The sequence below is a fragment of the Kitasatospora sp. NPDC091257 genome (assembly GCF_044757675.1).
Taxonomy (GTDB): domain Bacteria; phylum Actinomycetota; class Actinomycetes; order Streptomycetales; family Streptomycetaceae; genus Kitasatospora; species Kitasatospora lactacystinica.
The window spans coordinates 1-4,328 of the sequence record NZ_JBIVVI010000795.1; the positions used below are offsets into that span (position 1 = coordinate 1).

General features: G+C 70.8%; 5 protein-coding genes. 1 reads left to right on the top strand and 4 read right to left on the bottom strand.

The annotated features are described in order from the left end of the window. Nucleotides 1-77: 77 nt before the first annotated feature. The 4 genes from ACIQOV_RS29690 to ACIQOV_RS29705 all read right to left on the bottom strand — a co-directional run bounded on the left by ACIQOV_RS29690 (nt 78) and on the right by ACIQOV_RS29705 (nt 3,367). A complete protein-coding gene (locus ACIQOV_RS29690; RefSeq protein WP_401053653.1) occupies nt 78-380 on the bottom strand; it encodes a hypothetical protein in 303 nt (100 codons plus the stop codon). Nucleotides 381-772: 392 nt separating this feature from the next. After that, entirely contained in the window at nt 773-1,012 is a 240-nt protein-coding gene (locus ACIQOV_RS29695; protein ID WP_401053654.1) for a hypothetical protein, read from the bottom strand. Nucleotides 1,013-1,310: 298 nt separating this feature from the next. Next, nucleotides 1,311-1,952, bottom strand: a complete 642-nt coding sequence (locus tag ACIQOV_RS29700) for an HAD family hydrolase (RefSeq protein ID WP_401053655.1) — start codon at nt 1,950-1,952, stop codon at nt 1,311-1,313. Then, a complete protein-coding gene (locus ACIQOV_RS29705) occupies nt 1,946-3,367 on the bottom strand; it encodes a prenyltransferase/squalene oxidase repeat-containing protein (RefSeq protein WP_401053656.1) in 1,422 nt (473 codons plus the stop codon). Before ACIQOV_RS29705 ends, ACIQOV_RS29700 begins: the two co-directional genes overlap by 7 nt. 430 nt (nt 3,368-3,797) lie before the next feature. Between ACIQOV_RS29705 and ACIQOV_RS29710 the strand changes: the two genes are divergently transcribed. Beyond that, a complete protein-coding gene (locus ACIQOV_RS29710; RefSeq protein WP_401053658.1) occupies nt 3,798-4,214 on the top strand; it encodes an ML domain-containing protein in 417 nt (138 codons plus the stop codon). Nucleotides 4,215-4,328: the final 114 nt, after the last annotated feature.

The window sequence follows — 4,328 nt, forward strand, 5'->3', positions numbered from 1 at the left end:
CCACGGCGCGGCCGCCGCAACGCTCACCCCCTGGGCCTTCCGCCGGGGCGCGGCGCGCCCCGGCGGAAGGCGGCGGGTCAGACGGTGGTGGCCAGCCAGCCGATCTTCTCCGTCGTGTGCTTGCCGTCGCTCATGACGGTGGCGTTCACGCGCACTTCGTTCAGCCGGATCAGGAAGCCCGACTCGGAGACGTCGTGGACTCGGATGCCGGGCGTGTCGGGGCCGTTGAAGGTCTGCGTCAGCGGCAGCACGATGACCTCCGAGCCGGGCGGGAACGGGGTCGGGAAGGTGACCCGGGTGAAGGTGGAGGTGTTGCCTCCCGTGGTCTCGACCGCATTGTCGGACCTGAGCTCGATCTTGCCGGTCTGAATCATCGTCATGGTCTGCTCCCTGAAGTTCGTGCCGGCTACCTCCCGGCAACCGGTGCCAGTCTCACCAAAGCAGGAGCGGAGAGTTGCACTCTCACTGCAATGAGTGATCACCTTTCGGTCGCCTTCCCACGTGGCCGGCACCCCTCGGCCCGGCCCCTACGACCACCGAAGCCGACTGGCATCGCCCCCGAACGTGAGATTGCCGTCCACTTCGTGCCCGCATCAGTCGGGCCCTGTCCGTCCATGACCGACTTACGGGGTCGTGCATCTCGACCGAAAAGGGCAACAGGGATAGTCGTGCTGCGGTAGGCGGCAGCAAGCGCCCGGCCCGCATGGCCGCTCGCCGACGCCTGGCGGTGTCGCCGCACCGCCAGGCGGCGACACCGCAATACCGCACCCGCCTACCCGCCGAGGTCGTCGATGATGTCGCCGTCTGCGCAGTTGTCGTGGTGGGCGAGGTAGTGGTCGCCCAGGACCGGGACGACGGCCACCTCCATCAGGCACACGGCGGCGGCGGTGAAGTTCCAGTTGATGGCGGCATTGATGCCGTGGGCGACGGTGGAGTCGTTGTCGGCGTGAGCGGGGACGGTCATGGCGGATGCCGCGAGGAGTGCGACGGCCGCAGTGATGATCTTCTTCACACCGGCACAAACGAAGCCCCACAGGAGGGGAAGCGCGGGCTCCACCCATCGGCGGACACTGCCAGGTCGGAAGCCGCCGAAGCCCCAAGCCGTGAATTCCACGCGACCCGGACACCGTGTCCACCATCGCCGCCCGATCGGCACCGGAGATCCAGTCCCCTCGGCCCGAACGGGCAGGGACGCCGGACACAGCGCCACAGTCTCAATTCCCAGCCGGTTACGCCTCAGGACCGCACCCGCATGAGCAGCGGCGCGCTCGGCCTTCCGCTTGCTGTCTTGTTCGCCAGGTAGCGCAAGCTCACGGTGTCTGGGCGGTCCAGGTGCTGGCGCGGACGTCGATGACGGTGAGGCCGGCGGTCAGGGCCGCGGTGATGCCTTCGGGGGTGTTCTCGAAGGCCAGGCAGCGGGCGGGCCGGGTGGCGAGCCTCGCGGCGGCCAGGAGGTAGCACTCGGGGTCCGGCTTCAGATGCTCGACGTGTTCGCGGGCGATGACGGCGTGGAACAGGCCGGCCAGGCCGATGGCGGCCAGGCCGGCGTCGACCACGCGGCCGTCGTTGGCCGAGGCCACCGCGGTGGGCACCGTCATGGCGAGGTGGCGTGCCACCGCCGTGACACGCGACAGCTCCCGCACCTGATGGCTGCGGGTGAGCCAGTGCCCGCGGGCGATGGTCACGAACTCGCCGTCAGTGCACGGGAGCAGCAGGCCCAGGTCGGCGTACAGGCGTTGGCGCAGCAGGGTGAGGTCGGCGAGCGGCGCTTGCTGCAGCCACGGTTCGGGGACGGCGAGGTTCAGGTCGGTGAAGGTGGCGCGGGCGGCGTCGTTGTTCAGGGTGCTGGTGTCGGCCAGGGTGCCGTCGAAGTCGAAGATGGCGGCGGCCGGGCGTAGCGCGGTGACGAGGTCTCGGGTGTGGGTGTCACTGGCTGCGGGGTTCGTCAGCACGCGCCGCTCTCCTTGGCCGTCGGGGCCAGCACTGCGCGCAGGCCGCGGGCGGCGAGGGCGTGGATCTGGGGGCGGGTGGCAGTGAGGAACGGTCGGGGTCCGTACATGAGGGGGCGGTCCGTCCAGGTGCCGTCGTCGGTCTGGGTGTCGACGAGGAATCCCAGGCCTTTGTCCACGGCGCGGGCGCTGCCTGGAGGGCGGCTGCGGTGGGTGGCGAGGGCGGTGAGGGCCAGGCCGGTGGCGGCGGGGCTGGAGTAGGGTTCGCCGTCGATGCGCGGCCAGCCGCCGTCTGGGCGCTGCTGCGCGAGGAGGGCGTCGACGGTGGCGGGGTGCGGGGCGTGGGGGTGGGCGGTGGCGCTGATCTCGGCCGCGCCGTAGGCGGGCGGGATGTACCAGTCGCTGGCCCAGTGGCCACTCGCTCCGTGGTTGGCAAGCCACCTCCGTGCCCGGTTGGTGTCGATGCCGGGCAGGGCGGCGGCGTCGATTCCGGCGACCATGTGGGCGACGACGTCGGGGGCGGGGGTGTCGTCGTGGGAGAGCCAGGTGGTCCACAGCCCGTCGTGCCTCTGGTGGCGGCGTGCGTAGCCGGTGGCCGCGGTACGTACGTGGTCGGCCCACGGGGTGCCGGCGAGGGCGAGCAGGGTGTTGCCGGTGGTGTCGTTGTCGGAGTCGAGGGCGGCGGCGCATCCCCAGCCGCCGTCGTCGTTCTGGTCCTGGGTGAGAAAGGCCAGGGCACCGGGGAGTGCGGCCCGGTCGAAGTGGGGGTGTCCGCGCAGGACGCGGACCATCAGGCCGGTGTCCCAGGTCTCGCTGACCATGAACCGCCAGGTGCCGTCCGGGTGCTGGCCGGCCAGCAGCTTCTCCCGGGCCCCGAGGGTCGCCCGGTGCCCAGGCGCCACGCGGCTCAGGGCCAGGTGCAACATCCCGGTGACCAGCGGCATTCCGTAGAAGGAGCCGTCCCGACTCTGAGCCCCGGCGAGTTCCTCGATGGCGGCGGCCGGGACCGGCAGGCCCAGGGCGCTGCGGGCGATGGCCTGGAAGGCGAGCAGCATGGTCCGCTGCCAGGGTTTGAACCGCTGCCCCTGCTCGGCTGCCAGCGCCTGCCCGGCCTGGTCGAGCAGTCGGCGGGCATCGGCCCCCGCACAGCCCGTCGCGCAGGCCAGGGCATGCAGGAAGAGCGCACGCCTGGCCCGCGGTCCATCCGACGCCCCCAAATCTACGAACGCGACACCGGCGCCGGTGGTGGCCACGGCGACGAGCCAGCTATCAGCGGCCTCCGCGAACCGGTCGTGCCTCTGCACCGCCGCGTCGGTCAGCCATCGCACGGCACGCGCCCGCGCCACCTGCGCGCCTGCCACGCCGGTCAGGGAGCAGGCGATGACGGCGTTCTCCAGGACGCGCGGCTCGGTGGACACCCGCCAGGCACCGTCAGAGCCCTGCGTGGCGGCGGCGAACTCCGACGCCTTCCGCAGGGAGTGCACGGCCGCGGCGGCGGCACCGGCCGGCGCGAGGCCGGCTGACTGCCGGGGAACGGCGGTACTCGGCGAACTGATGGTGCGTGACATTCTCAACCCTTTGTTTAGGCAACCCGCGTGTCCCTTCCCTCCGGGCCGTATGGCGAATCCCTGAGGTGAACAACCCATCACCTCCTCCGCGGCGCCCGCGCGCTGTGCGCCTTCGGCCGCTGCTCTGGTGCAGATGGCGAACGGGCGTGGCAGGCCGGACTCGTTCGGGTGACTCGTGCGGGTAGCCCTTCGTACCGGCCCGGGCGGGGGTAGCCTTCCACGGTCGTTGATCTTGAGGCTCCGTCGCCGTGGGCGACGAGTCGAGATGGGAGCAGTACACATGTCCAAGCCGATTCCGGGCACGAACCCCGCGACCTACCGCAACGACCCCAGCAAGGACCTGCTGCAGATCAAGACCGCTGATGTCTCTCCGGACCGGCTCACGGGTGGGCACGTCGAGATCAAGGTGGTCGGCACGCTGTCGGAGACGATCTCGGCGGACTCCGATGCCTACGTCAAAGTGATGCTGAAGTACGGCCTCGTGAGGCTCGTCTACGACACGAGGAGTCTGAAGGACTTCATGCAGCAGTGGGGCGGGAGCCTGCCGCTGGAGAAGGGCGACGTCACGCTGACCCTCTCCAAGGACCTGGGGCAGCTTCCTCCGGGGCACTACACCGCCGTCGCCGAAGCCTTCACGTCCGACGACCGGCCGATCTTCGGGATCTCCGTGGAGACTGCCATCAAACCTCCCCAATAGCCGACGCACCCTGAGCGGCCCCGGTCGTGCGCGACAGGGGGCGCCTCGCTCTTCCGAGTACGCGGCAGTTGGCAGGCGGCGTCAGCACCCGGAAGCCGCAGGCCGACGGGCGGG

Coding starts and splice junctions, on each gene's coding strand:
- ACIQOV_RS29710 (WP_401053658.1), top strand. CDS start 3,798: ATGTCCAAGCCGATTCCGGGCACGAACCCCGCGACCTACCGCAACGAC.
- ACIQOV_RS29690 (WP_401053653.1), bottom strand. CDS start 380: ATGACGATGATTCAGACCGGCAAGATCGAGCTCAGGTCCGACAATGCG.